Source organism: Devosia sp. (assembly GCF_965229025.1).
GTDB lineage: Bacteria > Pseudomonadota > Alphaproteobacteria > Rhizobiales > Devosiaceae > Devosia_A.
On record NZ_OZ245853.1, the window covers coordinates 2,599,755 to 2,624,952 of the forward strand.

At 63.7% G+C, this 25,198-nt stretch carries 25 protein-coding genes; 13 read left to right on the forward strand and 12 right to left on the reverse strand.

Annotated features, from left to right (window positions below; genetic code table 11):
• Positions 1-2: 2 nt before the first annotated feature.
• Complete coding sequence (ccoN, locus tag ACO06J_RS12685; RefSeq protein WP_421762505.1) at positions 3-1,604, reverse strand: cytochrome-c oxidase, cbb3-type subunit I; 1,602 nt, start codon at positions 1,602-1,604, stop codon at positions 3-5.
• Positions 1,605-1,748: 144 nt separating this feature from the next.
• Here ccoN and ACO06J_RS12690 point away from each other — a divergent pair, with 144 nt between their 5' ends.
• Positions 1,749-2,189 carry a hemerythrin domain-containing protein gene (locus tag ACO06J_RS12690; RefSeq protein WP_421761080.1) on the forward strand — a complete coding sequence of 147 codons (441 nt, stop codon included), beginning with the start codon at positions 1,749-1,751 and terminating at the stop codon, positions 2,187-2,189.
• A 21-nt stretch (positions 2,190-2,210) separates the two neighbouring features.
• On the opposite strand, the gene ACO06J_RS12695 is transcribed toward ACO06J_RS12690, so the two are convergent.
• The 3 genes from ACO06J_RS12695 to ACO06J_RS12705 form a co-directional block, all read right to left on the reverse strand.
• Positions 2,211-2,546 (reverse strand): hypothetical protein, encoded by a 336-nt coding sequence (locus tag ACO06J_RS12695; RefSeq protein ID WP_421761081.1) that lies wholly within the window; start codon positions 2,544-2,546, stop codon positions 2,211-2,213.
• 72 nt (positions 2,547-2,618) lie between these two features.
• Entirely contained in the window at positions 2,619-3,254 is a 636-nt protein-coding gene (gene fixJ / locus ACO06J_RS12700; protein ID WP_421761082.1) for a response regulator FixJ, read from the reverse strand.
• A complete protein-coding gene (locus tag ACO06J_RS12705) occupies positions 3,241-4,584 on the reverse strand; it encodes a PAS domain-containing sensor histidine kinase (protein WP_421761083.1) in 1,344 nt (447 codons plus the stop codon). Before ACO06J_RS12705 ends, fixJ begins: the two co-directional genes overlap by 14 nt.
• A 248-nt stretch (positions 4,585-4,832) precedes the next feature.
• Between ACO06J_RS12705 and ACO06J_RS12710 the strand changes: the two genes are divergently transcribed.
• The 3 genes from ACO06J_RS12710 (at position 4,833) to ACO06J_RS12720 (ending at position 7,768) form a co-directional block, all read left to right on the forward strand.
• Positions 4,833-5,051, forward strand: a complete 219-nt coding sequence (locus ACO06J_RS12710; RefSeq protein ID WP_421761084.1) for a hypothetical protein — start codon at positions 4,833-4,835, stop codon at positions 5,049-5,051.
• Positions 5,051-5,530, forward strand: coding sequence for a chemotaxis protein CheW (locus ACO06J_RS12715; protein ID WP_421761085.1), 480 nt, complete (start codon positions 5,051-5,053; stop codon positions 5,528-5,530). The genes ACO06J_RS12710 and ACO06J_RS12715 overlap by 1 nt, the downstream gene beginning before the upstream one ends.
• Positions 5,531-5,713: 183 nt before the next feature.
• Complete coding sequence (locus ACO06J_RS12720; protein WP_421761086.1) at positions 5,714-7,768, forward strand: methyl-accepting chemotaxis protein; 2,055 nt, start codon at positions 5,714-5,716, stop codon at positions 7,766-7,768.
• Between the two features lie 207 nt (positions 7,769-7,975).
• On the opposite strand, the gene ACO06J_RS12725 is transcribed toward ACO06J_RS12720, so the two are convergent.
• Positions 7,976-8,395, reverse strand: coding sequence for a DUF4342 domain-containing protein (locus ACO06J_RS12725; protein ID WP_421761087.1), 420 nt, complete (start codon positions 8,393-8,395; stop codon positions 7,976-7,978).
• 168 nt (positions 8,396-8,563) lie between these two features.
• On the opposite strand from ACO06J_RS12725, the gene ACO06J_RS12730 reads away from it, so the two are divergent.
• Entirely contained in the window at positions 8,564-8,980 is a 417-nt protein-coding gene (locus tag ACO06J_RS12730; protein ID WP_421761088.1) for a hypothetical protein, read from the forward strand.
• A gap of 79 nt (positions 8,981-9,059) precedes the next feature.
• Positions 9,060-9,551, forward strand: a complete 492-nt coding sequence (locus ACO06J_RS12735) for a Crp/Fnr family transcriptional regulator (protein ID WP_421761089.1) — start codon at positions 9,060-9,062, stop codon at positions 9,549-9,551.
• 8 nt (positions 9,552-9,559) lie between these two features.
• On the opposite strand, the gene ACO06J_RS12740 is transcribed toward ACO06J_RS12735, so the two are convergent.
• A complete protein-coding gene (locus ACO06J_RS12740) occupies positions 9,560-10,636 on the reverse strand; it encodes a questin oxidase family protein (protein ID WP_421761090.1) in 1,077 nt (358 codons plus the stop codon).
• A gap of 15 nt (positions 10,637-10,651) precedes the next feature.
• A complete protein-coding gene (locus ACO06J_RS12745; protein WP_421761091.1) occupies positions 10,652-11,425 on the reverse strand; it encodes an SDR family NAD(P)-dependent oxidoreductase in 774 nt (257 codons plus the stop codon).
• Positions 11,426-11,611: 186 nt separating this feature from the next.
• Here ACO06J_RS12745 and ACO06J_RS12750 point away from each other — a divergent pair, with 186 nt between their 5' ends.
• Genes ACO06J_RS12750 through ACO06J_RS12765 form a run of 4 tightly spaced genes read left to right on the forward strand, consistent with a single transcriptional unit; the run spans position 11,612 to position 15,739 of the window.
• Positions 11,612-12,457 (forward strand): DeoR/GlpR family DNA-binding transcription regulator, encoded by an 846-nt coding sequence (locus ACO06J_RS12750; protein ID WP_421761092.1) that lies wholly within the window; start codon positions 11,612-11,614, stop codon positions 12,455-12,457.
• Between the two features lie 36 nt (positions 12,458-12,493).
• Positions 12,494-13,297 (forward strand): BtpA/SgcQ family protein, encoded by an 804-nt coding sequence (locus ACO06J_RS12755; RefSeq protein WP_421761093.1) that lies wholly within the window; start codon positions 12,494-12,496, stop codon positions 13,295-13,297.
• Between the two features lie 3 nt (positions 13,298-13,300).
• The gene (locus ACO06J_RS12760; protein ID WP_421761094.1) at positions 13,301-14,500 is read left to right on the forward strand and encodes an amidohydrolase family protein; all 1,200 of its coding nucleotides are present in this window, start codon (positions 13,301-13,303) and stop codon (positions 14,498-14,500) included.
• An 18-nt stretch (positions 14,501-14,518) separates the two neighbouring features.
• The gene (locus ACO06J_RS12765) at positions 14,519-15,739 is read left to right on the forward strand and encodes an amidohydrolase family protein (RefSeq protein ID WP_421761095.1); all 1,221 of its coding nucleotides are present in this window, start codon (positions 14,519-14,521) and stop codon (positions 15,737-15,739) included.
• A gap of 185 nt (positions 15,740-15,924) precedes the next feature.
• On the opposite strand, the gene ACO06J_RS12770 is transcribed toward ACO06J_RS12765, so the two are convergent.
• The 4 genes from ACO06J_RS12770 to ACO06J_RS12785 all read right to left on the reverse strand — a co-directional run bounded on the left by ACO06J_RS12770 (position 15,925) and on the right by ACO06J_RS12785 (position 20,279).
• Positions 15,925-17,070, reverse strand: coding sequence for an ABC transporter ATP-binding protein (locus ACO06J_RS12770; RefSeq protein WP_421761096.1), 1,146 nt, complete (start codon positions 17,068-17,070; stop codon positions 15,925-15,927).
• 12 nt (positions 17,071-17,082) lie between these two features.
• The gene (locus ACO06J_RS12775; protein WP_421761097.1) at positions 17,083-17,916 is read right to left on the reverse strand and encodes a carbohydrate ABC transporter permease; all 834 of its coding nucleotides are present in this window, start codon (positions 17,914-17,916) and stop codon (positions 17,083-17,085) included.
• 4 nt (positions 17,917-17,920) lie between these two features.
• Positions 17,921-18,784, reverse strand: coding sequence for a carbohydrate ABC transporter permease (locus tag ACO06J_RS12780; RefSeq protein ID WP_421762506.1), 864 nt, complete (start codon positions 18,782-18,784; stop codon positions 17,921-17,923).
• A 199-nt stretch (positions 18,785-18,983) separates the two neighbouring features.
• Positions 18,984-20,279 carry an ABC transporter substrate-binding protein gene (locus ACO06J_RS12785; protein ID WP_421761098.1) on the reverse strand — a complete coding sequence of 432 codons (1,296 nt, stop codon included), beginning with the start codon at positions 20,277-20,279 and terminating at the stop codon, positions 18,984-18,986.
• Between the two features lie 385 nt (positions 20,280-20,664).
• Here ACO06J_RS12785 and ACO06J_RS12790 point away from each other — a divergent pair, with 385 nt between their 5' ends.
• Genes ACO06J_RS12790 through ACO06J_RS12800 form a run of 3 tightly spaced genes read left to right on the forward strand, consistent with a single transcriptional unit; the run spans position 20,665 to position 24,995 of the window.
• Positions 20,665-22,029 carry an 8-oxoguanine deaminase gene (locus ACO06J_RS12790; RefSeq protein ID WP_421761099.1) on the forward strand — a complete coding sequence of 455 codons (1,365 nt, stop codon included), beginning with the start codon at positions 20,665-20,667 and terminating at the stop codon, positions 22,027-22,029.
• Positions 22,030-22,031: 2 nt separating this feature from the next.
• Complete coding sequence (locus tag ACO06J_RS12795) at positions 22,032-23,465, forward strand: FAD-dependent oxidoreductase (protein ID WP_421761100.1); 1,434 nt, start codon at positions 22,032-22,034, stop codon at positions 23,463-23,465.
• 27 nt (positions 23,466-23,492) lie between these two features.
• The gene (locus ACO06J_RS12800) at positions 23,493-24,995 is read left to right on the forward strand and encodes an FGGY-family carbohydrate kinase (RefSeq protein ID WP_421761101.1); all 1,503 of its coding nucleotides are present in this window, start codon (positions 23,493-23,495) and stop codon (positions 24,993-24,995) included.
• On the opposite strand, the gene ACO06J_RS12805 is transcribed toward ACO06J_RS12800, so the two are convergent.
• Positions 24,992-25,195: a hypothetical protein gene (locus ACO06J_RS12805; RefSeq protein ID WP_421761102.1), complete on the reverse strand. Its 204-nt coding sequence runs from the start codon at positions 25,193-25,195 to the stop codon at positions 24,992-24,994. The two genes, ACO06J_RS12800 and ACO06J_RS12805, sit on opposite strands and share 4 nt — an antisense overlap.
• Between the last annotated feature and the right edge of the window lie 3 nt (positions 25,196-25,198).

Here is a 25,198-nt window from a genome sequence, read left to right on the forward strand (position 1 = left end):
TCCTATTCGGCCGGCTGCAGTTTGGTCGCGGTGGCAATGGGGCGTTCGTTGCGCTCCTTGCCGGCAATGGTCATCCAGATGTTGAAGGCCATCACGAGCGTGCCGGCGAGGTAGATGGCCCCACCCACCGCACGAGCGATGTAGTAGGGGTGGAGCGCGGCGACGGTTTCGGCGAACGAGTAGACGAGGAAGCCCTGGTCATCGTATTCGCGCCACATCAGGCCCTGGGTGATGCCCGAGACCCACATGACCGAGGCGTAGATGACGATGCCGACGGTCGCGAGCCAGAAGTGCCAGTTGATCATGCGCAGCGAGTAGAGCTGACGACGACCCCAGAGGCGCGGCACCATGAAGTAAACGGCCGAGAACGAGATCATGCCGACCCAGCCGAGCGCACCCGAGTGCACGTGGCCGATGGTCCAGTCGGTATAGTGGCTGAGCGCGTTCACCGACTTGATCGACATGACCGGGCCTTCGAAGGTCGACATGCCGTAGAAGGCGACAGCGATGACCATCATGCGCATGATGGGGTCGGTGCGCATCTTGTCCCAGGCGCCACGTAGCGTCATCAGGCCGTTGATCATGCCGCCCCAGCTGGGCATCCAGAGCATGATCGAGAACACCATGCCCAGCGTCTGCGCCCAATCGGGGAGGGCCGTATAGAGCAGGTGATGCGGGCCGGCCCAGATGTAGAGAAAGATCAGGGCCCAGAAGTGGATGATCGACAGCCGGTAAGAGTAGACCGGGCGTTCAGCCTGCTTGGGCATGAAGTAGTACATCATGCCGAGGAAGCCGGCCGTGAGAAAGAAACCCACTGCGTTGTGGCCGTACCACCACTGGGTCAGCGCATCCTGGACGCCCGAGAAGGCCGAGTAGCTTTTGGAGCCGAGAAAGCTCACCGGCATCGAGAGGTTGTTGACGACGTGGAGCAGCGCCACAGTGACGATCATGCCCAGGTAGAACCAGTTCGCCACGTAGATGTGGGGCTCTTTGCGCTTGATGATCGTGCCGAGGAACAGGACCAGGTAGGCGACCCAGACCACGGTGAGGAAGATGTCGGTGTACCACTCGGGCTCGGCATATTCGCGGCCCTCGGTGATGCCGAGGAGGTAACCGGTGGCGGCCATGACCAGGAACGCCTGGTAGCCCCAGAAGACGAACCAGGCGAGGTTGTCGTTGAGGAGCCGGGCACGCGAAGTGCGCTGGACGACATAGAAACTGGTGGTGATCAGCGCCGTGCCGCCAAAGGCGAACACCACACCCGAGGTGTGGAGCGGCCGCAGGCGCCCGAAGTTGAACCACGGACCGAAATTGAGATCGGGGAAAGCCAGTTGCAGGGCGATGACGACGCCCACCAGCATGCCTACCGCGCCCCAGAAGACGATGAGGATGGAGCCGACGCGGATTGGCGCATCGAAATAGCTGCTCTTGTCGATCGGCACCGCATTGGCGGGTGCGTCCGGCATGCGCATGAGGACGATGGTGGCGATGGCAAACACCGCCGTCATCAAGCCCATGTGCGTCCTGAAGGGCAAATCCTGCCCGAATGCCGACAGCAGCAGCGTTACAAACGCTGCCCCCGCCAGTGTGATGATCCAACCAATATTTCGCAAAGCCGCCCCCGTCGTCAGGCAATTGTTGACGGCGCACCTTAGAGTCGGCGGAGGCGAGCGGCTTTGATCCAGATCAAGGCGGGAAAGTGGCGAACAGAATGAGGATCAGGTCTCATTGGTTCGAGGGGACCCCGCATGCACATCACACACGATCTCCCGCCGGAGCTACAGCTCGCGTTTGACCGGCAGATGAGCCTTTGCGACCAGTTGGAAGGCCTGGCAGACCGGCTGCCCGGCCAGATTGACCGGCAGACCTGCCTGCACCTGGCACGGATGATCGGGCCGCTGATCAAGAATGCGCATCTGGCGGAGGAAAAGCACCTGTTTCCCAACGTGACGGCCGCCCATGAGCGGGGTGGAGAAGTTGTGGAGAACCTGCGGCTCGAGCATGTGGAAGACGAGTGCTTTGCCGACGAGGTGCAATACGAACTGCTGCAAATGGGCAAGGGCCTGGCGGTGCTGGCGCCAGAAGCGACAGGCTATATGCTGCGTGGGTTCTTTGAGGGGATCAGGCGGCACATCCGCTACGAACTCGAACTTTTCGCGACACTGCGGCCTGCGGTGCGGGTGAGCTAATCGCCGCGCCTGCGCTTGAGGTCAACCGATAGCGGATCTGATTGCTTCGATCAGCGAATCGTCGGCGGCGGGCTGGCTGACGGTCTGGGCCACAAAGGGGGCCAGCCAGGGGATCGGCCGGGACGAGAGGAGAAGCACCGGCTGGGCGACGGAACAGAACGCAATGGCGGTCTCGTTCGAGCCAGTTAGCGCCTTGTGATCGAGCACGCTGCAATCGAAACGGTGCTGGCGGGCCCAGTCGAGCAGCGGAATATCGGCCCGCGCCGTTACCTCGAAGCCGCTGGCCTCCAAGGTGAATATCAGGGCGCTGCGGACGTCCCGATCCGGGGCAATCACAAGCAGACGTCCCACGGTCATCAGGTCGGCTCCGGCAGATCGTTAGTTGGCAAAGACCGTAGGGCCGGAACCCGGGGCGTGATTTGACGCAGATCAATCGAGGGCGGAGCCGGTGGGCAGCGGGCCCGCGTCGAGAACCATGCGCACCAGATCCGCGAGGCTTTTGGCCTGCATCTTGTTCATGAGGCCGGCACGATAGACTTCGACGGTGCGAGGGCTGATGCCGAGCTCGAAGGCAATGGTCTTGTTGGCCTGCCCGGCGACGACACCCTGCAAAACCTGCAGCTCGCGCTCGCTCAACGAGCCGATGCGTTGGCGGACCTGTTCGGCGGCTGCGGCGCCCCGTCGCCGCTCGGCCGCCCGATCAACGGCGCGGCGGATCGAGTCGATCATCACTTCGTCGCTGAAGGGCTTTTCGATGAAATCGAGCGCCCCGGTCTTCATCGCCTCGACCGCCATATGCACATCGCCATGGCCGGTGATGACGATGGCGGGCAGCATGGCGCCGCTGTCGCGCAGCTTGCGCAGCAGTTCGACCCCATCCATGTCGGGCATTCTCAGATCGGTGATCAGGCAGCCGTTGGTGATTTGGGGCGCCACGGCGAGAAAGGCCGTAGCGCTTTCATGCACGCGGACGGCAAAGCCGGAGCTGGTGAGGAGAAAGGCCAGCGAATTGCGGACGGCTTCCTCGTCGTCGACGATGTGGACAACGGTATCAGCGGAGCTCAACAGAGGCCTCGGTCAGGATGGGCAGGGTGAAGGTGAATGTAGCACCGCCGGCATCGTTACGCTCGACGGTGAGTTCCCCGCCATGCGACTCGATGATGCGCTTGGAAATCGACAGCCCGACGCCCATGCCGCTGGCCTTGCTGGTGACGAAGGGCTGAAACAGCTTCGGCGCGATCTCTTCGGCAATGCCGGGGCCGGTATCGGCGACCTGGACCTGCATACGATCCGCGCCCACCACCTTGGTGCTGACGGTGAGCACCCGCTCGGGGCTATCGCGCATGGCTTCCATGGCATTGCGCATCAGGTTGATCAGCACCTGCTGGATCTGGATACGGTCGGCGATGACGGTGCTGTCGGCGGCGGTGAAATCAAACACCGACCTGATGCCGCGCTCACGCGAGCCGACCAGCGCGAGGGCCCCGGCCTCTTCCACCAGCACTTTGACGTCCTCGGGTCGCTTTTCGGTTTCGCCGCGGGTGACGAACTCGCGGAGGTGCCGGATGATGTCGCCGGCGCGAAGGGCCTGTTTGGCCGCCTCCTCAAGGGCGCCGCGCATCCGGTTCGCATTTTCGTCATCCAGCTTCTCCAGCATGCGCCGGCAGCCCTGCACATAATTGGCGATGGCGGAGAGCGGCTGGTTGAGTTCGTGGGCGAGAGTGGACGCCATCTCACCGAGTTCGTTGAGGCGGGCGAGGCGCGCCAATTCGCTGCGCGCCTGATCGAGCATGGCCTGGGACTGCTCGCGTTCGGTGAGATCACGGATGAAACCGGTGAAGCAGATGCCCCCGGCGGTGCGCATTTCACCCACGGCGAGCTTCATGGGGAAGGTGGACCCGTCCTTGCGGCGGCCGACGACAACGCGATCGACACCGATGATGCGTTTTTCGCCGGTGGCGAGGTAACGCGACAGGTAGCCGTCATGCCTGTCGTGATAGGGGGCCGGCATGAGCATGCTGACGTTGCTGCCAACGACTTCGGCGGGCTCGTAGCCGAACTGGCGCACCGCAGAGGCATTGAAGGACTGAATGATGCCGTGAGAATCGATCACCACAGTCGCATCGAGCACGGTGTCGAGAATCGACTGCAGATGCGCTTCGCGCTCCGCCAGATGCGTCTGGGTGACGGACGCCGTCTGGCGCAACGTGAGGGTGGCGCGCAGCAGCCACCAGAGGCCGGCGAGAACGACCAGCAACAGCGCGGCGGAGGCCGCTTGCGGCAGGGGATAGGGGAGTGCGGCATCGGGGGACAGAGCGAGCCCACCGACGGCAATCGCTGCCGCCCCGGCGAGCCAGGCGATACCGACATCCCATCTGGTTGCTGTAATCGCCATCACTCCAAGCTGCATCGGCTGCATTGTTCATAGCCGTGTGTGCGGCGCGATACAAATGACGCGGCTGGGTGCGGGGCGGCGGCCGGTGCAGATTTCCTTTTGAAGATGCATTCAATTGTATCGATCGCCTGAATGGAGCTCGAACGGATTTGCGCTAGCTATTGGAACACTCGCGAACAGCCCAGAACGGGCGAACGTGAGGCGCCAGAGAAGTTGGCGCGGAGTCCGTGGACCGGACGGAGCAGAAGGTGCGTATCGAGGTGTTGTCCACATCACATCATTCCGGCGACGTTGAAGCGCCCGATACGGTGGGTGTCCCTGAGATCGAGGGCGAGCAGAACCTTCCGAACGACACGCCTGCCACGGGAGAAATCTCGAAGGCTGACCGCATTCGCATTGAAGACGCCGCAACACGCTACCTGTTGGAAGAAACCGCCGGCAGCGCCGACGACTGGAGTACATTCTGATGAACATCGAGCCGATGCACCACCGCGCCGCTGCCCATGTGGCCGCCGAGCCCGCCCAGTACGTGACGTTTCGCGCCGGGAACTCCCGCTACGGCATTGACGTGATGTCGGTGCAGGAAATCCGCAGCTGGCAGCCGACAACCCCGCTGCCGCAGCGCCCGAGTTCGGCACGCGGCGTGCTCGATATCCGTGGCCAGGTGGTGGAAGTCTTCGACCTCGGCAAACTTCTGGGTGGCCCGGCGTTTGAACCCAATGCCGGCAGCGTCGTGCTGGTGCTGTCGCTGGAAGACCGGGTGATGGGCGTGCTGGTCGAATCAGTATCGGACATCATCCAGGTGCGACCGCAGGACCAGATGCCAGTGCCCCGCGCTGCGGCAGATGGTGCGCGCAGCAGCCAAGTGTCATCGATGGTCAACCACGAGGGCCAACTTGTGGCGCTGATGAATGTGGACGCGCTGTTTCCGGCGACTATCGCCTGACAACCGGGAATAGAGCGCGCAACGGCCATCATCGCTTAAATATGTAAGACGAATTTAATAACTTCCCCTCACTCTTGCTGCCGGGAATGCAGGGCGGCAATTGCGGATATCGGCCTTCACGAGAGGCCATGTCCTGCGCGTTGCGCTTGAGCACACAACAGCTCGAACGGGCACAGGGGACGCATGAAGCTAGCAAGGTTTTCGATCATCATAGGCACCGTCGTCGCGTTGTCGGCGGGCGGCCTTGCGATCTATCTCAACGTTTCCGCAGGCGCATCAAGCATTGCACAGACAGCGGTCATCAACGAGGTTGAGCACCGGCTGACCCAAAGCCGCGACCTCGCCAAGGCCGTGCTGAACATCAAGCTGGATGTAGTGCAGGTGCAGCAGTTCCTGACAGACGTATCGGCAACCCGCGCGCTCGACGGACTGGATGACGGCTTTGCCAAAGCGCAGAGTTTCGCCGAAGCCTTCAAGACCGACATGGCCCAGGCGAGACAGATCGCCACCGATATTGACCGCGCAAGCATGCTGGATGCGCTGCAGAAGGTGGACACTGCCTTTGTGCCGTTCTACGAGAACGGTCAGAAGATGGCCCACGCCTACATCGACGGTGGGCCTGAGGCAGGCAATGCCTTCATGCCGACCTTTGATGGGGCCGCTGAGGAGGCCGGCAGAAGCGTTGACGCAATGCTGGGCGATGCCGATGCAAATGGCGCGGAAATTGCGGAGGCCGCCGACGCAGAACACGCGGCCATTCAGGCGCAGCAGTCTCAGCAGGCATTGATCCAGCTCGTCACTTACGCTGTGCTGGTCGTTTTCATCGCCGCGATGACCGCGTTCTTTGCGGGCTACGCGCTGCGACGCATCCGCGCCATGTCGCGGACGATGACTGCCATTGCTGCAGGCGATTTCACCAACGCGGTCTATGGATCGAGTGTGTGGGAAGAACTCAAGGATATCGCCAAAGCGGCTGACATCTTCCGAGAGAACGGCATGAAGCTCAAGCAGATGGGCGAGGCAGAGCGCGCCAATCTCTTGGCCAGCGGCGAAGCGCGCCGGAAGATGATGGGGGAGTTGCGCGACGCGTTCGGAACAGTCGTCGATGCCTCGATTGCAGGCGATTTCAGTTCGCGTATCACGGCACAATTCGATGACGCGGAACTCAACGGTCTCGCGGCAAGCGTGAATACGCTGGTCGAAACCGTCGAACGCGGTCTTGGCGAAACCGAGACCGTGCTGGCTGCGCTGGCAGAAACGGACCTCACCAAGCGGATGAGCGGCCGCTACGAGGGCGCCTTCGCGCGGCTGAAAGATGACGTCAATGCCGTCGCCGACAACCTGAGTGATGTGGTGAGCAAGCTGCGCTCGACGTCGGGGGGGCTGAAGACGGCAACTGGCGAAATTCTGGCGGGCGCCAACGACCTGTCGGATCGCACGACCAAGCAGGCCGCCACCATCGAACAGACCTCGGCTGCCATGGAGGAACTGGCGCAGACCGTCAGCAAAAACGCGAGGCAGGCCAACGAGGCCAACAGCAAGGCGCTGATCGCCTCCGAAGCGGCCGAGCAGGGCGGCGTGGTCATGCGCAATGCAACTGGCGCGATGGAGCGGATTTCCACGTCTTCGGCCAAGATCTCCAACATTATCGGGCTCATCGACGATATCGCCTTCCAGACCAATTTGCTGGCGCTGAATGCTTCGGTGGAAGCTGCCCGCGCCGGCGAAGCCGGCAAGGGCTTTGCGGTGGTGGCGGTGGAAGTGCGGCGCCTCGCGCAAAGCGCTGCATCCGCCTCGGCTGATGTCAAAGTGCTGATCCAGCAAAGCGCCGACGAAGTCCGTTCAGGCTCGATGCTGGTCGATCAGGCGGCAGCGAAACTCGATCAGATGCTGATGCTCGTCAGAGAGAGCGCGGGAGCCATGGCCGGAATCGCGCGTGACAGCGGAGACCAGGCAACGGCCATTGCCGAAGTGACCGGTGCGGTGCGGCAGATGGATGAGATGGTTCAGCACAATGCCGCGCTGGTGGAAGAAACCAACGCAGCAATCGAGCAAACAGAAGCCCGCGCCAGCGATCTGGACCGGATCGTCGGTTCGTTCCGCCTCGCGGACAGCGCAGCGACAAACGTAGCGGCGGCACCGGCGCGTATGCCGACCACTGCTGCCGCGCGACCTGCTACACGGCGCTACCTCAGCCAGGGCAGCGCCGCGATCTCGGCAGACTGGAATGAGTTTTAGGCGCCTTACAGATACAATATGTTGCCGCTCCTGGCGCTTGGTCGCAGCCGGAGCGGCTCTGTTCCGGGAGACGTGCGAAACCTGAGACGTCTCAGGCGGCGTGGCCGAGGAGGCCACGAGTGCTCGTGAGTTGGCGCCACCAGTTCACTATGCCTGAAGCGGCGCTGTGTTGGAGGATAGTGGCACTTTGGCGTCGCTGGTCTGGCTCTACTCCGGAGCAGTAGTGGCCTCGGCCTCGCGCAAAACCTCAAGCTTCACCTTGGTGAACAGGCCTGCAACGGCTGCGATCACCGCAAGCCAGGGCGCCGCAATGGCAACGACGCCGCCAGCGACAACGCCAGCCGTCAACGGCACTGTCAGGTAGACGTCACCGGCTTCAGACCGGATCTGCAGCTTGCGCACATTGCCCTGGGCGATGATCTTGTTGATCTCGTCCATGAGTTGATGACCGGTCACTTCAATCTCTTCGGTGAAGGTGTTCCAGGCGTTCTTGGTGTCGGCGTTCTGGGGGTCGGCGTTCTTGGGGTCGGCGCTCATGATCGAAGCTCCCTGGTTGGTGGGGTCGTTCAACCACAGCGCATCGTTGCACGCCTTGATCTGGCGCAAAGCAAATGCGCGGTGCCGCATTTGACGCAGGTCAAAGACCCTGCCCCCGGGGCGCGCGAGGGTGTGCAAAACCATGGGAGGGATAGTCGTGCCCGAAATAATAAGTCTGGCGGGAATGCTGCTTTTGACGACTGCATTGGCAGTGCGTGTGCAGGCGAGGCCGGTTGCGGTTCGGCGGGGAGGCGGCCGATGAGCGCGGAACTGGTCACGAACTCCGCGCCAGCGGCACGCCGGCCGCCGGTGATTTATCATATTGCGCTGGAGCTGGCGCGGGAGCCGGGGCACCCGTTCGGCGACCGGGACCACGCCTACCATCTCTACCTGCCGCTGAAGCCGGGCGGCGAGATCGATGCCGAGGGCTGGCGGCGGTCGCGGGCGGCGTGCCGGGTGCGTCGGCTCAGGCCAAACCAACCCGAGATCAGTGGCCGGATCCTGCATGGGCCGGGCGGGCACTGGATTTTCGACTACCCACCGGACGCCGCGGCCGATGACGAAAATGGCTTCCGGCTGGAGCGGGAACATTTTGTGCCCGGCGAATATGTCTCGATCCGCGAGGACGACGGCAGCCTGCACGCGTTTCGGGTGATTTCGGTCAAGGCGCTGTAGTCTTCCGCGACCTTGGCTAGCGGCCTTTCGCGAATGGCACCAAGCAGCTAGTGTCCTCGCCGGGAAGTGGGGAGAGGACATGGACAGCCTTTTGACGTTGACGCAGTCGCAGCCGATACTGACGCTCGAAGCAGGTGAAACGCTGATCGCGCAGGGGGCGGCCGGAGGTGACCTGTTCATCCTCGAAGATGGGCAACTCGTGGTCGAGCGCGATGGCGTCAGGATCGCGACGCTGACACGGCCGGGCTCGCTGGTGGGTGAGATGTCGGTAGTGCTGGGACGGGCGAGCAGCGCGACCGTCAGGGCAGAGCATGGCTCGACGGTGCGCGTGATCCGCTCAGCACGCGCCTATCTCGAGCAGAACCCGCAACTGGCGATGTCGATCGCGGAAATGATGGCGACCCGGCTCGACGCGACATCGGCACTGCTGGTGGAACTGACGCAGCAGCATGGTGGCAAGGTTGAGCAAGGACTGCTCGGCCGGATTCTCTCGGCCCTGCACATGCCGGGTGAAGTAGCCATGGTCGAGCGCCACGACCTGTTTGGCGGGGACGACCGACTGCGCGAGTAGCGCAGGGGTTAGCTGATGAGGCCAACGCGGCGCGCAGCCACCACCTTGTAAAGCGGATCGCCGAAGACGCGGAACTCCTCGAAGGCGGAAAAGACCAGCGAGTGGTCGTGCTCGTCGTCGGACGCAACGGCCGCGGCGGCGATGGCCGCATCGGAGGGCACCGGCAGGGCCCGCCACGCTTCGAGCGTCGCCGCATCGGGCAGGTCGGGCATGCCGATCCTGGCGTAGAGCGACATCACGACTTCCCACCAGTGCGCCGCCAGTTGCTCGGAGTGATCGACATGGGGCGACACCAGCCGCAGCCAGTGGCAGCCGGTGACGGCGTGCAGCGCTTCAAAGCTGCGCGTCGCAGCATAGAGCACAAGCGAGGCCTGGCGGAGCCGTTCGAGGAGGCCAGGGGTGGGTTGCAGCCGGCCCAGTTGCGCCTGGAAAGCGGGAAGCGTGCCCATGTGCTCGATGAATTTCCACAGAAGCGTCGAGCTCAGCGTGATGTTGCGGAAGCTGGGCTCGGACTGCATGGCGAGCACCGGCACCAGTGGATCAGGGTTGGGCGCGCCGGCGCCGTTGCGGATGGGGAAGGCGAGGTAGGTCGCGGCCCAATAGCCGAGCGAAATGCCGATCTCGGCCTCGTCGCGCCGCAGCAAGGCATAGGCGAGGCGCATCAGGCCGTGGGTGGCGGAGGCGGCAACGCCGGGGAACAGCGTGGGGAGATAACGCGCGATGGTCTCGTCGCCACCGAAACGGGAGACCTGATCGGCGAAGAAATCGCGGAGATCGGTTTCGCGCGAGCGCCGACCCAGCGCCGTCAGCCAATCGGCTTCGGCCAGCGCGGCGACGGGCGCGGGGAGGAAGGGCACCTTGTGGGCGGTGTTGTAGTGGACCGCATATTCGTCGAGCCGTTCGGGCGACGCGCCGAGCCGGCCCATGGCTTCGAGAACCATGGGGAGGTGATTGGCGAGGAGCACGGGGAACTCACCGCTCCGTTGCCCGATCTCGGAAATGAGAGTTCGGAGCTTGGTCGCCGAGCGCGGGTGGCGGACGATGCTGCCGGTGGCCGTGGCGCTGCCTTCGATGTTGAGATCCATTGTGAGCCTCCCCGCTCAATCCATCCGGATGCCACCGGTGACATTGATGCCCTGCCCGGTCATGAAGCGTGCGCCGTCGGAGGCGAGGAACTTCACCACCACCGCCACATCCTCAGGCTCTTCGATGCGGCCCATGGGGGTAAGGCTGACATATTCGGCGCGCACCGCTTCGGGGGTCATGCCGCGCAGCTGGCCTTCCCAGATGATCTCGCGCTCCTGCATGCCGGTGCGCACGAAGCCCGGGCACACGGCATTGACGCGGATGCCGACCGGCGCGAGTTCGCGGGCGAGGCCCTGGGTCCAGCCGAGCACGGCGAACTTGCTGGCGGAATAATGGGCGAGCAGCGGTGCGCCGACCTTGCCGGCGAGCGAGGCGGTGTTGACGATGACGCCCTTTTTGCCGGTGGCTAGGAAGTGGCGGACAACGATCTGGTTGGTGATAAAAACGCCCTTGGCGTTGATGTCCATGTTGAAATCCCAATCCTCATCGGTGAGGTCGACGGATTTCTGCATGGTGGAGACGCCGGCATTGGCGCATAGAATGTCGATGCCGCCGCGGGCGGCGATGACGCCATCGATTGCGGCCTGGAGGGAGGCCCGGTCGCGGACATCGACGGGAGCGGAGTGGGCGCGGGCCCCGAGATCGGCCGCAAGGTCAGCGGCGCGGGCCGGATCAAGGTCGAGGATGGTCACTTCGGCGCCGGCACTGTGGAACTCCCGCACAATGGCCGAACCGATGCCAGACGCACCGCCAGTGACCACCACAGACTTGCCTGCGAACTCCGACATGACGTCTCCTGTTTTCGTGATTTTGAGCCGTCGGGCGCGGCCTCGGACGGTTTTTGCACTATTGAACATTATCTAACAGAAAACAACCTTTATTAACGTGAAGTGCTGTGTTAGGCAGGTCGAAAGGGACTGGTTGACCGGGCGGCTGACCGGCCGGCCGGGACGCCCAAAACGAGAGCCATGAGCGTGAGCGATAGCCGATCCGTGACAGCACAAAAGGCCAGCCTCAGTGTGGGCGACGACAAGGCCGGACGTATGCCGGCGGCGCTGCGGCACGCCAGGATCATCGCCTCGTTTGAAAAGAACGGCTTTGTCTCGATCACCAGCCTTGCCGATGAACTCAATGTCTCAGGCATGACGATCCGGCGCGACCTCGATGTGCTGGGCAAGCGCGGCCTGCTTGAGCGCACGCATGGTGGGGCGGTGGCAGTCGGGCCGTTGTCGGGGCTCAGCTTCGACGCGGAAGAGCCGGCCTTTGAGCAGCGCATCCGGCTCAGGGCGCTGGAGAAATCGGCGATTGCCGAGGCTGCCGCGCGGCTGGTCGGATCGGGTGAATCGGTAGGGCTCGATGTGGGCACGTCGATCCTCGCGCTCGCCAATGTGCTGGCGCCGCGGCGCGATCTCCGGGTGTTCACCAACAACCTCCGCGTCGGCATGCAGATGGCTGAGGGGAACTCGACGGTCTACATCCTTGGCGGGCAGGTGCGCGTTCCCGAGTTTTCAGTGATCGGACCGCAGGCGATTGCGGCGCTCGAAAGCCATTTCCTCGACAAGGTGTTCATCGGTGTTTCCGGGCTCGATGCGCATGGGCTCTACGATTATTCGCCCGAGGATACCGAGGTGAAGCGCGCCTTCATGGCCAGCGCTGACCACGTCGTGGTGCTGTGCGATTCCTCGAAATTCAATCGCCGCGCCCTGTCGCGGATTGCCCCGCTCGACGGCGTGGGCACCCTCATCACCGAGACTGCGCCGCAAGGCGAGCTGGCCGCCGCACTGGACGCGGCCGGGGTCAAGGTCATCATCGCAACCTGAGGCGCCTGCCTTCTCCCAACTGGAGTTCACTGACCAATGGAATTGTTTGACCAACGCCGCAAAACCGTCGTTGCCATGGCACATATCGGCGCCCTGCCCGGCTCGCCGCTCTATGAGGTGGATGGCGGCATGGACCGGCTGATCGAAAATGTCATTGTCGATGTCGAAAAGCTGCAGGCCGGTGGCGTCGATGCCATCATGTTCGGCAACGAGAACGACAGACCGTACGAGCTGACCGGATCGGTTGAATCGATCGCCGCGATGACAGCGGTGGTGGCGGCGGTCAAACCGGTGCTCAAGGTGCCGTTCGGGGTGAACTACCTCTGGGACCCTTATGCTACGGTGGCGATCGCGGCGGCGACCGGCGCCAGCTTTGCGCGCGAGATCTTCACCGGGCTGTTTGCCTCGGACATGGGGCTCTGGCAGCCCAATGCCGCCAAGGCGCTGCGGCTCCGCCGCCAACTCGCCCGGCCCGACCTCAAGCTGCTGTTCAACATCAACGCCGAGTTTGCCTCCTCGCTCGACAGCCGGACGATCGCGATGCGCGCCAAGAGCGCGGTGTTCTCCTCACTCGCCGATGTGCTGCTGGTGTCGGGGCCACTGACCGGCCAGCCCGCCGAAATGAGCAACCTCAAGGCGGTGCGCGATGCACTGCCCACGACGCCGCTGATGGCCAATACCGGGGTCAATATCGACAATGTCACCGACATCATGTCGATCGCCGATGGCTGCGTGATCGGCACGCATTTCAAGATCGACGGCGACACCTGGAAGGCGGTCGATGCGGCCCGGGTCAATCGCTTCATGGACAAGCTCCGCTCGCTCCCGAACGCGGCCTGAGGGATGGCGGCGTTCGACACGGTGTTCGACAATGCGCTACTGCCCGACGGGCAGCGGCAGCGCATTGGGGTTGCCGGCGGCAAGATCGCGGCGATCCTGCCCACGACGGGGCCACTGCCCGAGGCTGGTGCGGTCGTTGACCTTGGTGGCGAACTGGTGCTGCCCGGGTTTGTCGAGGGGCATATCCACCTCGACACGAGCTTTTACGGCGAAACGTGGAAGCCGCACCTCGCGGACACCAACGGCTTTTCCGTGCGTGAGCGCGTAAAATTCCAGATGCAGAACCTCGCGAGTGCTGCGCCGATGCGCGAGCGGGCGCAAAAGCAGCTTGAGCTGGCGGTGCGCCAGGGCACGACCCGCATGCGCAGCCACGTGATGATCGATGCCGACGTGGGCCTTAGCCATTTCGAGTCGATTGCCGAGGTGCGCGAGGCCAACCGGCACCTGATCGATATTCAACTGGTGGCGTTTCCGCAGAGCGGGATTCTTACCAGCCCCGGCACGGCGGCGCTGCTGGATGAGGCAGTTCGGCTTGGCTGCGATCTCGTCGGTGGGCTCGACCCGGCGACGATCGACCGCGACATCGAAAAGCATCTCGACGTGATCTTCGACATTGCCGGCCGGCGCGGCGTCGGGGTGGATATCCACCTCCATGATAGCGGCACGCTCGGGGTCTACGAGATCGAGCAGATCGCGGCGCGCACCCGCGCGCTCGGGCTCGGCGGCAAGGTGGCGGTGAGCCACGCCTATGCGCTGGGACAGGTCGATGCCGGGCTGTTGGCACGCATTGCGGACATCCTTGCGCAGAGCGGCGTTGCGATCATGACCATTGCGCCACCCAACTCGGCCTTCCCGCCAGTCGCGCCTCTTCGCGCAGCGGGGGTGACAGTGTTTGCGGGCTCTGACAATATACGCGATAGCTGGTGGCCCTATGGCGATGGCGACATGCTGCGCCGGGCCAACATGGTCGGGCACCGCTCGGGGTTTTATACCGACGCGGACCTTTCGACGGCCTTTGACGTGGTGACGGCGGCGGGCGCGAAGGCGCTGGGTCTCGATGACTACGGTCTGGTGGTCGGAGCGCAGGCCGACTTCGTAGTGCTTGCGGCGGCGCATGTGCCGGAGGCCGTTGTGGCTGTTCCTTCCGCGCGGCGGGTGTTCAAGCGCGGCGTCTTCGTGGCGCAGGACGGTCGTATCCTCTAGTCATAACGGAGCCGGTGCATGGCGCTCGATCTGGTGATTGCTGACGCCGTGCTTGCTGGCCGCGAGGGGCGCTGGAGCGTCGGGGTCGAGGGCGGCAGGATCGCCGTCATCGCGCCGGAGATTGCAACCGAGGTGCCGCCGGTAGCGGCTGATGGCAGACTGCTGACGGCGGGGCTGGTGGAGTGCCACATCCACCTCGACAAGGCCGATATCCTCGACCGGGTGACGATCGCGGAAGGCACGCTGGGCGAAGCGGTGCGCGAGACGGCGCAGGCCAAGGCGCAGTTCACCGAAGAGGATGTTTTCAGGCGAGCGAGCCGGGTGGCCGAGCTCGCCGTTCTCAACGGCACGACGGCGATCCGCACCTATGTGGAGATCGACCCCAGGGCCGGAATGCGCTCGTTCAACGCCATCAAGCAGGTGAAGGCGGCGTACGCCCACCTCATCGATATCCAGATTTGCGCCTTTGCCCAAGAGGGTCTGAGCAACGAGCCCGAGACCGAGCCGATGCTGGTTGCGGCGCTGGAACAGGGGGCGGACCTTGTGGGCGGGTGCTCCTATACCGACCCGGACCCCAGGGGGCACATCAGCCGGATTTTCGACCTCGCGGAGCGGTTTGGGGTGGATGCGGATTTCCACGTCGATTTCAACCTCGACCCCAACAATGCCGACCTGCCAGAAATCGTCACTCAGACGGAGCGACGTGGCTATTTTGGCAAGGTGGCGTGCGGGCATGTGACGAAGCTCGCGGCGTGGCCCAAGGCTGAGGTCACTGCGATAGCAAAGCGGCTGGCGCAGGCGGGTGTCGGGGTCATCACGTTGCCGGCGACGGATCTGTTTCTCCTTGGCCGCGACGCCACGGGGTTGGTGCCGCGGGGGTTTGCTCCGCTGATGGCGCTGCGGGCTGAGGGTGCGCTGACGGCGGTGGCGACCAACAACGTGCTCAACCCCTTCACCCCGTATGGCGACGCCAATTTGATGCGGATGGCGAACCTGTTCGCCAATGTGGCGCAGTTGAGCCGCGATGCGGACCTCGAGGCGGCGTTCGCCATGGTCAGTGCCGACGCGGCGCGGATGATGGGGCGACCTTATGGCATTGCGGTGGGTGCGGCGGCTGATCTGGTGCTGCTCGACGCCGTGAGCCCATCGGACGCGGTGCGCCGGGTGGCGGCACCAGTCAAAGGCTGGAAGCGGGGGCGCTTGAGCTTTGAGCGGCCGGCGGCGCTGCTCAATAGGTAGTAGCCCAAGCTAGCTGTTAGCTAGAAGAAAGGCCCCCTCACCCGGCCCTTTGGGCCGACCTCTCCCCCAGAGGGAGAGGTGTGTTGGGGCAAGATCGCGCCACATCGCTACCTCTCCCTTCGGGGAGAGGTCGGCGCGCAGCGGCGGGTGAGGGGGCCTTTGCGCAGCCGCCCCAGAGGAGCAGACTAAAGCGCGAAGCCAGTTTCGGCGTCGAAGACGTGGATGGCGTTGGGGGTGACGGAAAAGCTCAGTGCGTCGCCAGTTTTTACTGACAGGACACCATCGACCATGGCGCGCATGCGGGGGCGGATGACCTTGAGGTCTTCCTCGTCCTCGATCATGCCGCCATGCAGCACCGTGGCGTCGGTGACGTCGAGATGGACCAAGAGGGTCGCGCCGAGATCTTCAACGAAGGCGGTGCGGGCGGTGATCGTGCCGGGAGCAGTGGTCTGCGGGACGGGCCGAAGCGCTTCAGGGCGGATGCCAAGGATGACCTTGCGGCCGATGTGGGCGTGGGCACGCGCTCCGGTCTCACCCAGCGGCAGGGTGAAGCTGCCGGCGATGGCAGCAGGCGCCCCATCGACTGCGGCGATCGTTGCTTCGAGGAAGTTGATCGGGGGCGAGCCAATGAAGCTCGCGACGAACAGATTGACCGGCTTGTCGTAGAGCATGCGCGGCGTGTCGAGCTGCTGCAGGGTGCCCTTGTTCATCACCGCCACGCGGTCGCCCATGGTCATGGCTTCGACCTGATCGTGGGTGACGTAGACGGTGGTAATGGCGCTCATCTTCTGCAGCTTGGCGATCTCGGCGCGCATCTGGCCACGCAAGCGCGCATCGAGGTTGGAGAGGGGCTCATCCATCAGGAAGGCATTGGGCGAGCGCACCAAGGCGCGGCCCATGGCGACGCGCTGGCGCTGGCCGCCTGAGAGCTTGGCGGGCTTCCTATTGAGGTAGTCGGTGAGCTCGAGTAATTCAGCGACCTCGCGCACCTTGATCGCGATCGCGTCCTTTTCGACGTGCCGGACCCTGAGGCCGAAAGCGATATTTTCGGCGACGGTCAAATGCGGATAGAGCGCGTAGGACTGGAACACCATGGCGATGTTGCGGTCGCGCGGGGCAAGGCCGTTGGCGACCTCGTTGTTGATGCGCAATTCACCACCGGTGATGTCTTCGAGCCCGGCGATCATACGGAGCGCCGTGGTCTTGCCGCAGCCCGACGGGCCGACCAGCACCATGAACTCGCCATCCTTTATGGCAAGGTCGAGTTCGCGCACAGCGGAATGGCCGCCCTCATAGGTTTTCGACACCTTGTCGAAGATGATCTGGGCCATGAAACGGGCCTCCTATTGCACGCCGTTGGTCGCGCCCTGAACGAAGTAGCGGTTCAGGAACAAAGCCATGATGACGATGGGAATGGTGGAAAAATGAGCCAGGGCGCCGAGCGAGCCCCAGGTGATGTCCTTGGTGCCATAGGCGGTCAGCAGCGCCACCGAGATGGGCTTACTGTCGAGCTTGGTGAGGAACATGGGGTAGAGGAAGTCGTTCCAGGAGAACATAACGCAGAACAACACGCAGGCAATGATGCCGGAGCGGGCAGCGGGGACCGCCACCTTCCAGAACGCGCCGATCTGGGTGCAGCCATCGGTCATGGCGGCTTCTTCCATGTCTCGCGGCAGGGCCCGGAAATAGGAGAACATCATCCAGGTGACGAAGGCGCAGTTGAGCATGGTGTTGATGATGATCACCGCCCACCAGGTGCCCAGGAGACCGATGTCGCGCATCATCAGGTAGAACGGGATCAGCGAAGCGATGGCCGGCACCATGCGGATGGACAGAAAGAAATAGGCGAAAAAGATCGCATAGCGCGAGCGCGAGCGGGCCAGCGCGTAACCGGCGGGTACGCCGAGCAGCAGCGACAGGATGGTGGTGCCGATGCTGATGATCACCGACGACTTCACCAGCGAAAAGACGTCGAAATAGCTGAGGACCGCGGTGAACTGGGCGAAGGTCGGCGCGAAATCGAGCCGCGGCGGAATCGAGAAGATCTGGTTGGACGGCTTGTAGGCGGTCGTGATCAGCCAGACGACGGGCAAGAGGAAGATCACGGTGATGATCAGTACTGCGGTGCGTTCGACGATGATCTGGCGGCGGGAGACGTGTGACGAGCTTTGGGCCATGGCGCTACTTCCCGTTGATGCGCACGTCGGCGCCGCGAACCACCAGCAGCAGGACTGCGGCCATGATGGCAATGAACAGGATGGTGATGTTGCCGATGGCCGAGGCGTAGCCGATGTTGAAGAACTGCAGCCCCTCTTTGACCGCCAGCACCATCAGCGTGTTGGTCGCGTCGTTCGGCCCGCCGCCGGTGGTAACGAACACCGAGTCAAAGACGCGGAAGGCGTCCATGGTCCTCAGCACCAAGGCGAGGAAGATGGAGGGCAGCATAAGGGGCATGATGACCATCGAAAAGCGCTGCCAGGCGGTGGCGCCATCGGTGCGGCTCGCCTCCAGCACGTCTGACGGCAGGGCTTTGAGGCCCGCGAGGAGGATCAGCGCCATCAGCGGCGTCCATTCCCAGATATCGATGAAGATCAAAACTCCCAGCGAGGTGCTGGCATCGGAGAGTAGCCCGCTGCGCGGGCCGATGCCGGCGCCAGCGAGGAAGTAGCCGACGAGGCCGAAATCGGCGCCGAGCAGCGCCTTGAAGATGAGGCCCACGACAAGCGGCGTGATGGTGGCGGGGATCAGGAGGAACGCCAGCGCGATGCGGTTGAAGCGGCTATCGCGCCACAGCAGCAGCGCGAGGCAGAAGCCGAGGATCAACTGAATGGTGACGCTGGTAAGGGTGAACTGGAACGTGTTGATGATGGCCTGCCGGGCCGAGCGATCGGAGAAGATCTCGACATAGTTGTCGAGGCCGACGAACTTTGTGCGCTTGGGTTTCAGCAGGTTGTAGTTGAACAGGCTGTACCAGGCGCCCTGCGCCAGGGGCCAGACGCCAACGGCAAGCACGTACAAAACCGCGGGTGCGGCCATGAAGAACATGAAGAAGCGCCGGGCATCGGAAAAGCTGCGGCGGGGAGTGGAGCGGGCCGCTGCGCTGTGACCTGCGACGGAGGTCGCCGGTTGTAGGGGCTGGCTCATCGTGATCCTTCTGGTCGGGCACTCTGGCCGGCTGGAGTTGGGATCGCTCCCCGCCAGCGGCGGGGAGCGACGTCGTAACCCTCGGAGGTAAGACGGGGGCTTAGAACAGTTTGATGGCTTCGGCCTGCGCCTCGTCAAGCGCCGCCTGCGGCTCGGCAGCTCCGGCCAACACGGCATTGACGGCCGAGCCCAGGATGTCCTGGATTTCCGGATACTGTGGGATACGCGGACGATACTCGCCATTGCCGTTTTCGTAGGTGGTGGCAACGACCGGCAGGAAGTCGAACTTGGCCGTCAGGTCCGGATCAGTCATTTCGCTCTTGCGCATGAACGAGCCGGCGCCCTCGAGGTTGAACTCCTTGTGGACCGGCTTGCTGACCAGCCACTTGATGAACGTCCAGGCGGCTTCCTTCTGCTTGTCATCGATATCGGCGTTGATGGCCATGCCCCAACCGCCGACGCCGTATTCTGGCTTCAGACCCTTGCCGACCGGAGCGGGCGCAATGCCTGCCTTGCCGACAATGTTGGAAACGGCGGGATCGGAATAGCCAGGAGCGCCGACCGACCAGGTCTGCATCATGGCGGCGATGCCCTGGCGGAAGCTTTCCTCGCGGCCGCCCCAATCATATTCGATGGCGCCTGGAGGGGCAGAATCGGTGAACAGCTGCTTGTAGACGGTGAGGCTCTTGACGTTTTCAGGCGAATTCAGCGCCGGCTTGCCGTCGGCCCCGAGAATGGAGCCGCCCATCTGGGTGTTGTACTGCATCCAGTCCTGCGCGACGGCAGGACCCTTCTGGCCATTGGCGACAAAGCCGTACTGGTTCTTGGCCGGATCGGTGAGCTTCTTGGCGTCTTCGACCAGGTCTTCCATCGAGGTCGGGACGGCGAGGCCGGCGGCGTCGAACAGATCCTTGCGATAGGCGAGGACGTTGGCGTAGGCCGCGAACGGGAAGGCGACGTATTTACCTTCATACTGGCCGAGCGAGGAGAGAACGACCGGATAGATATCGTCGAGGTCAATCTCGGCGGCGTCGCGCTTGACCCAATCGGTCAGGTCGACCGAATAGCCGTTTTCGGCATAGGAGCCGGCCCACACGATATCCATCGTGACGAGGTCATAACCCTTGGTATCGCCAACGAAATCGGCGGTCGTCTTGGTGAGGAGGGTGCCGTAGTCCATGATCTCGACCTTGAGATCGGCGCCGGTGGCTTCCTTGAACATGGGAGCCATCTTGGCGAGAACTGCGCCAAACTGGTCGTTCTGCGATGCCAGGGTCAGCGTGACTCCGGCAAGCGGCTTGTCCTGCCCGTAGGCGGTGGTTGAAAGCAGGACGACTAGCCCTGCCCCCAGAAGGCTCGTGGTGCGTAGTCCCGGAATTCTGAAGTTGTTCTTCATCAATGCTGCCCTGGTCCGTGTTGCAAAACCGAGGGCAACGCTAGCGCAGCGGTGGCACGTGTCAAACATAATTTCACATCAAAACCGAAAAATGTAACTCATTCTCACATAACAGAGCAAAACCACAGCAGGTCGCCCAATCAATGTGCAACCTTTGCCGAACAAGCGGGCAATCCAACGGTTCCCTGATGTTTTGTCTGTCTCAGGCACCGATCCACCCTGCCCCAAGGCCAGCCCAGGGGAGAAAAGCGGGGCTCGTCGAACTGTCGTTCGCGACAATGATCGGCGTGTGCACAGCCGTTCCACTCAGAAAATAACATAATCAAACACTTTACAACGCTAGGGCGGCCGTTATCTTCCAACGGCACAGGCATCAGGACACCCCATGGCAGCGCACGCAGAGAGTCTGTGGATCAAGAACCCGATCGCGATTCTTGCGGAAGGCGCGGGCAACGGCATCGTGGTCTCCGGCGGCCGGATCGCGGAGTTGGTGCCATCGGGCAAAGTGCCGACGACTCCATATAATGCGACCTCCGACGCCTCCCGACACGTGGTGCTGCCGGGGTTGGTGAACACCCACCACCATATGTTCCAGACGCTGACGCGGGCGCATCCCGATGCGATCAACCGGCCACTCTGGCCATGGATCAAGGCGCTGTACCCGATCTGGGCGCGGGGCGTGACGCCGGAGCGGTTCCGGGTGGCGGCGCGGCTGGGGATGACCGAGCTGATGCTCTCGGGCTGCACCTGCGCATCGGATCACCATTATCTCTTCACCCAGGGCCTTGAACGCTCGATGGACGTGGAGGCGGAGGAAGCGAGTGCGCTGGGGCTGCGGATGACGCTGACGCGCGGGGCGCTGGATCTGGCTTCGGGCGACGGCGAGCAGGCGGTGGCGCCGCGCTCTGTGATCCAGGATACCGATGCGGTGCTCGATGACTGCACGCGCATTCTCTCGCGCTACCACGACCGCTCGGACGGCGCGATGCTGCAGGTGGCGCTGGCGCCCAATGCGCTGTTCGATGTGAGCTTCGAACTCCTGACCGAAACGGCCCGCATGTCGCGCGAGACCGGCTGCGCGCTCCATACCCATCTGGTCGAAACCAAGGCCGAGGCGGATTTCGTCCGCGCCGAGCACGGCTGCGACGCGGTGGATTTTCTCGAAAAGTGCGGCTGGCTGAATGAGCGCACTTGGCTCGCGCATGCGATCCATTTTGACGACAGCGAGATCGCCCGCCTCGGCAAGCATGGGGTGGGGATCTGCCACTGCCCGACCTCCAACATGGTGCTCGCCTCAGGCACCTGCCGCACCAAGGAGCTGGAGGCGGCGGGCTGCAAGATCGGGCTTGGCGTCGATGGCTCCGCCTCCAATGACAATTCCAACCTGATGGAGAGCCTCCGCCACGCGCTGATGCTGGGGCGGCTCCGCTATGGCGCCGAGGCGATCACCCATCTTGATGTGTTGCGCTGGGCCACCGAGGGTTCGGCGGCGTGCCTGGGGCGGAGCGATATCGGCAAGATCGCGGTGGGCAAGCAGGCGGACCTCGCGTTCTTCAGCCTCGATGAGTTGCGGTTTTCGGGCGCTGGCGATCCGCTGGCGGCGCTGATCTTGTGCGGTGCACATCACGCTGACCGAGTGATGGTGCAGGGCCGCTGGACGGTGACAGATGGCGCGCCGGTGGGGATGGACATGGCGCAACTGCGCTACCAACATGGCGAAGCAGCGCGCGCGCTGCTGCAGGATTTGTGAGCATGACGGAGCAGATGAGTTCACCGGCCCTTGCCGCGCTTCAAGCGCGGGTTCGCCATGAACTGGAAACGCTGGAGATTCCGTTGCGGCCGTGGGTGCCGGAACGGCGCGATGCCAATGGGGTGCCGCTGACTGACGTGGTGGTGGTGGGGGCGGGCCTTTCCGGTCTCGCCATTGCGTTCGGGCTGAAGCGACAGGGCGTGGCGCGGGTGGTGGTGATCGACGCGGCACCACGTGGGCAGGAAGGCCCCTGGGTCACGACGGCGCGGATGCGCACCCTGCGTTCGCCCAAGACCCTGACCGGCCCCGATCTCGGCGTGCCGTCCCTCACCTATCGCGCCTGGCATGAGGCTGTGCATGGCGCAGACAGCTGGGCGGGCCTCGACAAGATCGATCGCGTCGACTGGATGAACTATCTTTGCTGGTTCCGTGGCGCGGCGGGCATCAGCGTGCGCAACAGCACGCGGCTCAAGCGCATCGAACCGCAGGATGTGGGCCTGTCGCTGCTGCTCGCGACACAAGAGGGTGAGGAGCGTCTGGCGTGCCGCAAGATCGTGCTCGCCACCGGCATCGAGGGCGCGGGCGGCCAGCATGTGCCTGACGCGATCAGCAGCATCCTGCCCCGGTCACGCTGGAACCACAGCGGCGAGAGTTTTGATACCAGCAGCCTTGCTGGTAAATCGGTGGGTGTCGTCGGCGCCGCCGCCTCAAGTTTCGACCTTGCCGTGGCGGCACTCGAGGCGGGCGCAGGAGAGGTGACGATCTTTGCCCGCTCGGCGGAAATGCCGAAAACAGAAATCCTCGACTGGTCGAACTTTCCCGGCTTTCTCAACCATTTCGCCGATCTCGACGATGCCAAGCGCTATCGGTTCACGCGGCGGATGTTCTCGTTCCGCACCCCGCCGACCATGGAAATGTTTACGCGCGCGACCTCGTTCGCCAATTGCCGGCTGGTGCTCGGCGCGGGCAATGTGACAGCAGAGATGGCAGGCGATTTCGTGGTGCTCGATACGGCAGCAGGCCGGTTTGAGGTCGATCACCTGCTGATGGGCACGGGATACTCCGTAGACCTCAACCGCCGGCCTGAACTGGCGGGCCTCGTGGAGCAGATTGCCACCTGGGCGGACCGCTACACACCCCCCGGTGACGAGGCCGACCCGGATCTCCTCGACTATCCCTATCTTGGGCGGGCTTTCGAGTTTACCGAGAAAGTGCCCGGTGAGGCGCCTTACCTGCGGGACATTCACGTCTTCAACAATGGCGCGGTGCCAAGCCTCGGGCCGGTGTGCAACGGCATTACCGGGCTCAAGTCGGGCGTGCCAAAGCTGGTGCTGGGGATTGCGCGGGGGCTGTTCATCGAGGATGCCGACTGGCACTTCGGATCGCTCGACAGCTATGACAAAGTCCACTTTGCCCCGCCGCTTCCGACGTCCTGATATCAGGCCGCGCCACAGGATGATCTCATGAGCCAGCCGGACGTTGTCATCGGCCTCGATATCGGCACCACTTCGACCATTGCGGCTGCGGTGTGCCTGCCCGACCAGATTCTCGCGGTCGCGAGCCGACCGACGACCCTGTCATCACCCCATGCCGGCTGGGCCGAGGAAGACCCGGCACAATGGTGGGACAATGCTGTCGCGGTGCTGCGCGAGGTCGTGGCAGCGGTCGGTGCGGCGCGTATCGCCGGCATCTGCGTCACGGGCATGCTGCCTGCCGTGGTGTTGCTCGATGCGGAGGGCAAGGTGCTGCGCCCTTCGATCCAGCAATCGGATGGACGGTGCGGCGTGGAAGTCGCAGAGCTTGCTGCCGAACTCGATGAAGCGGCGTTCCTGCGGCGGACCGGCAACGGCATCAACCAGCAGTTGGTGGCGGCCAAGCTCCGATGGCTCAGGCGGCACGAGCCGCAGGTGTTCGGGCGTATCGCCACAGTGTTTGGCTCCTACGACTATATCAATTTCCGGCTGACCGGGGTGCGCGCGGTCGAACAGAACTGGGCGCTGGAGGCCGGGTTCACCGATCTTGCGACGGGTAAGATTGCAGACGATCTGGTGGAACTCGCGGGCATCCCGCGTTCGGCGGTTCCAACGCGCAGCGTCTCGCATGAGCGCATGGGTATTGTTACCGCTGAGGCGGCGGCGCTGACCGGATTGCCGGTTGGCCTGCCTGTATTCGGAGGCGCGGCGGACCATATCGTTTCGGCGCTGGGCGCCGGGATCGTAGCATCGGGCGATGTGCTGCTGAAGTTCGGCGGGGCGGGTGACATCGTGGTGGCGACCGATCATCCGGTGCCCGATGCACGCCTGTTTCTCGACTATCACCTCGTGCCGGGGCTTTATGCGCCCAATGGCTGCATGGCGTCGTCCGGCTCGGCGCTCAACTGGCTCGGCGGGCTGATTACGCCGGTGGCGAGCAACGAGAAGCCGCACCAGATGCTCGACGCCTTGGCCGACGAGATCGCGCCGGGATCGGACGACCTGATCTGCCTGCCTTACTTCCTCGGCGAGAAAACGCCGATCCACGATCCGCTGGCGCGCGGCACATTTGTCGGGCTGGGCCTCAACCATAGCCGCGGGCATTTGTGGCGGGCGACGCTTGAGGCCGTGGCGTTCGGCTTCCGGCACCATATCGATGTGCTGCGCGAAATGGGCCATACGCCCAGCCGCTATGTCGCCTCCGACGGCGGCAGCCGCAGCCGGGTCTGGATGCAGATCGTCGCCGATGTGATGGGCGCACCGGTCACGCTGCTCGACAATCATCACGGCTCATCGGTGGGCGCTGCGTTTGTGGCGGCGATGGGCACGGGCCTTGCGGCAGACTGGCAGGACGTGACCAAACTGTCCCGGCTGGGAGAGACCCTGCAGCCTTCGCTCGCGGCCTCGATAACCTATGATGCCGCCTACAAGCGCTATCGCGAACTCTATGTGCGGCTGGCGCCGTTCTTTCACGGCCAGACGTTGCCGTATTAGGAGCCGCTGCTGGCCTCCTGGCCTGCCATATTCTTCAGCTCGCCGACGCTCCGCGCCTCGCCGTCCTGTTCGGTGGAGATGATGTCGGCTTCGCTGGTGGCGAGATGATCGTGGAACTTCAGCGCCGCGGCGGCAGAACTCGCTTCTGCGGTGCGCAGATGGGTTTCACCCTTGTGGCGGTAGGTTATCACGTAAGTCATGGT